Source organism: Terriglobales bacterium (genome assembly GCA_035624475.1).
Lineage (GTDB): Bacteria > Acidobacteriota > Terriglobia > Terriglobales > Acidobacteriaceae > DASPRL01.
The window spans coordinates 1-3,601 of sequence record DASPRL010000287.1; the positions used below are offsets into that span (position 1 = coordinate 1).

Here is a 3,601-nt window from a genome sequence, read left to right on the forward strand (position 1 = left end):
CACCCGAGAGGAACAACTCGCCGGGCGCCACCGCGATACCTTGATGACCTACCGCGGCCACACCGCGAGCGAGAACCCCTACGAGGCCCCCGGCGAGCAGGACATCACCGCCCACCTCAACTTCACCGCCCTGCGCGCGACGGCCGAGCAGGCCGGTCTTGAAACTTTGGGCCTGCTGACCCAGGCGCAGTTCCTCATGGGCATCGGCCAGGGCAACGAGTTCGCCGACGCCTTCGAAGACTGCGGCCCGCCCCAGGAGCGCGCCAAGGTCACGCTCCAGCTCAAGCACCTGGTCACCCCGGCGGGCATGGGCGAGACCTTCCAGGTCCTGGTCCTGGCCCGCGGCGTGGAAAAAGAAAAGGCCGCTCGCTTGAGCGGCCTGGCCTTTGCCCGGTAACCGTCGTCCCGCCGGCTGTTAGTTGCCCTCCGTGGGCTTCGCACCCCGGTAGGGCGTGGAGAGATACTTGCGCGCCTCTTCCAGCGCGTTCTGGGTGTTGTCGTTCGTCTGCAGGGCCTGGCGGTACTCGTTGACCGCGCGCTCGCGCTGGTCGGTGAGGTCGAAGATCTTGCCCAGCTGGATGTGCCCCCACACGATGGTCCAGTTGGGCTCGCCGTCGCCGTTATAGGCCTCGCGGTACTCGTCGGCCGCCGCCTGGTAGTTGTGCTGCACGAAGAAGACCTCGGCGATGCGGTAGTGCGCCAGGGAGCTGTTGGGATTCAGTTCCAGCGCCTTCTGGAACTCCTTCAGGGCCGCGCTCAGGTCGCCCTGCTCTACCAGCTGTTGTCCGCGCAGGATGTCCACCCGGATGCGCAGCGTCGGCGAATTCCGCAGCAGGTTGCTGTTGGGATCGATGTAGATGCGCCGCGGCTTGGTGAAGGTGTCAACCACGTAGGGGGAATTGGTGCCCACCACCTCGATGCGCTTGCTCACGGGAGGGCCGTCGGTGTCGATCTTCAGCTCCACCGGCATGCGGAACAGGTCCATGTCCTGTGAGATCTCGCCGGTGATGCGGAAGCCCTTGTTGCTGCCCAGACGGTAGATGGCGTACTTGTTGCGGAACTCGGGTGCGCCCGTGGAGTTCAGCCACTCGGCGAAGAACCAGGTGAGGTGATCGCCGTAGGCGGTTTCCACCGCCTTCTGGAAATCGTCTACGGTCACCGTCTTGCCCGCGAACTGCTGGGCGTAGGCGCGCGTGGCCTTGTCGAAGGCCTGGTCCCCCACCACCCATTGCAGCATGTGCAGCAGCATGGCCCCCTTGTCGGTGACCAGGGACTGGAACTCCGGCGACCAGGGGTCGAGCTTGCCGGCGCTGGCCAGAGGAATGTTGTTGTAGGCCAGAGCTCCCACCGCCATGTCCTTGGAGGCTTCTTCGAAGCCTGCCCGGCCGGCAGCGAAGAGCACGTAGCGGGCCTCGGAGTAGCGCGCGAAGCCGTCGCTCAGCCAGTCATCGTCGCGCGTGGCCGGGGCCACCAGCACGCCCCACCACTGGTGTGCGATGGTGTTGGCCAGCAGCCGGTAGTTGGTCTTCTGGGCCACCGCCCGCGAGGCGATGGCGGCCACCTCCGGCGCCCACGCCGCAGGCACGGTGTCGTCCGGCAGCTCCACCACCGACAGGTTGCGCGCCGGCGCCGGCCCGTACAGAGCGGAGTAGAACTCGAACTCTTTCACGGCGGTGTCGGCGTAGGGCGCCAATTCCGCCTGGTGTTCGGGCTTGAAGTAGACGTGCGCGTCCACCCCGCCGGAATTGACGGTGGTGGTCACGAAGTTCCCGGCGATGATGGTGCCGGGAAAGCTGGGCCGGTCCCAGGTGAAGCTGTAGGTGGTGCGGCCCGGGCCGGGAGACTTGGTGGTGGGCTTGCCGCTGCCGATCACGGTCATGCCGGTGGGCACGGTGAAATTGATGGTGGCGGTGAAGCGGTCGGTCAGGTAGCCGGTCATGGGGAACCAGCGCCCCGCATAGAGCAGGTAGGTGGTGTCGGGGCCGACATAAGCCAGCTTGAGCCCTTCGACCGGGCTGTCGTCGGCGGACTGCAGCACCCCCTCGTAGTCAAAGGTCAGCGTGGTGCTCTGGCCCTTGCTCAGCCCGGCGGGCAGGAAGACGCGCACCGTGGAATCCTCGGTGACGCGCTCGAACTGCAGCGGCTTGCCGTCGGGGCCGGTGATCTTGGTGGGGCGCAGGTCGTTGTGCAGCTCCAGGACCGCGGTGTTGATGTCCTCGAGCGCGGTCAGCTTGACCTTGGCGCGCGCCGTCAGGCGATGGCCGACGGGCAGGATCTCGGCGTCGATCTGGTAGTCGTCCACCTGGATGCGAGGGCGCTCCGCCGCTCCCGCGCTCAGCGCCAGCAGCAGCCCAAACGCCAGCACAAACAACAACTTGCCGGCGCGGCCACGTAGCCGTCGTGCCTGCTTCATAAGGGATCTCCCTGGATTTTCGCCTCTCCGTAGGATGTCAAAACAGGTCAAAAAGATGCGTCAGGCGCCCGCTTGAACGGCCTTCCGCTCCTTGAGGGACTGCAGGATGGCCTCCGCGGCCCGCTCTGCTGCCGGCTGTCGCCCCCCGCCCCCGGCGGCGCCTTGCAATTGGGCCCGGACACCCGCCAAGCCTTCGACCATTTTCTCACGCGCGGGGCCATCCGGGAGGATTTCCCGCAGCTTGGCGGCCACGTTCTTGGCGGTGAAATCCCGCTGCACCAGCTCGGGGACGACCTCCTTGCCGGCGATGAGATTGACCATGGCGTAGCGCGGCACCTTGACCAGGGGCTTGCCCAGCCGGTAGGTCAGCGGAGAGACGCGATACACCATCACGAAGGGGCAGCCCAGCAGCGCCGCCTCCACCGTGGCCGTGCCGCTGGCCACCGCCGCCGCGCGGGCGTGCTGGAGCGCGGCGCGAACGTCCTTGACGAGCTTGAAACCCCGCGCAGCCGCGCCGAGTTGCTTGCGCATCCAACCTTCGTCGAGCGTAGAAGCAACGGGAATGACGAACCCGTAAAGCTCCTGGGCAGGCAGGAGCTCTAAGCGCGCGATCTCCCTCTCGCTAAACTCGCTGTTGAGAACCTCCTCGAACGCCATAACCATCTCCACTGTTTCGAGAGAATCAGCGGAGGCCGCGTCCGCCTTCCTCAGGCCCATTTGAATGATTGCCGGTGCTTGGAGATGGATGGCAGCCTTGATCAGCGCCGGCAGATTCATGCGGACTTCTTTGCGGCGGGAACCCGGCAGGATGGCGATCCACTCGCGCTCCGGGTCGAGGCCGTTCTCCGTAGCAAACTGCTTTCGACTGATGCCCGGCGGCGCCAGGTCGGCCAGGGGATGCCCCACGAACTCCGCCTCCACGCCGCGCTCGCGGTACCACTTTTCTTCGAAGGGGAAGATGCAGAGCGCCTTGCGGATGTACTTCTGGATCTGCTTGACCCGCCCTTGTCGCCAGGCCCAGAACTGCGGCGCCACATAGTAGAAGACGGGCACGCCGCGCGCGTGCAGCTCACGCGCCACGCGCACATTGAAGGCGGGAGAATCGAGGACCACGGCGAAGTCGGGCTTGCGGGCCGCAGCCGCGCGCACCAGCCGCCGGAACTTGCGGTAGATGCCGGCCACGTGGGG

General features: G+C 66.4%; 3 protein-coding genes. 1 reads left to right on the plus strand and 2 read right to left on the minus strand.

The annotated features are described in order from the left end of the window. The coding region (locus VEG08_11450) for an SAM-dependent methyltransferase (protein HXZ28598.1) at positions 1–397 on the plus strand (397 nt) is incomplete at its 5' end. Between the two features lie 18 nt (positions 398–415). On the opposite strand, the gene VEG08_11455 is transcribed toward VEG08_11450, so the two are convergent. Further along, complete coding sequence (locus VEG08_11455) at positions 416–2,413, minus strand: M1 family aminopeptidase (protein ID HXZ28599.1); 1,998 nt, start codon at positions 2,411–2,413, stop codon at positions 416–418. Between the two features lie 60 nt (positions 2,414–2,473). After that, a partial coding sequence (locus VEG08_11460) for a hypothetical protein (protein ID HXZ28600.1) occupies positions 2,474–3,601 on the minus strand: 1,128 nt, incomplete at its 5' end.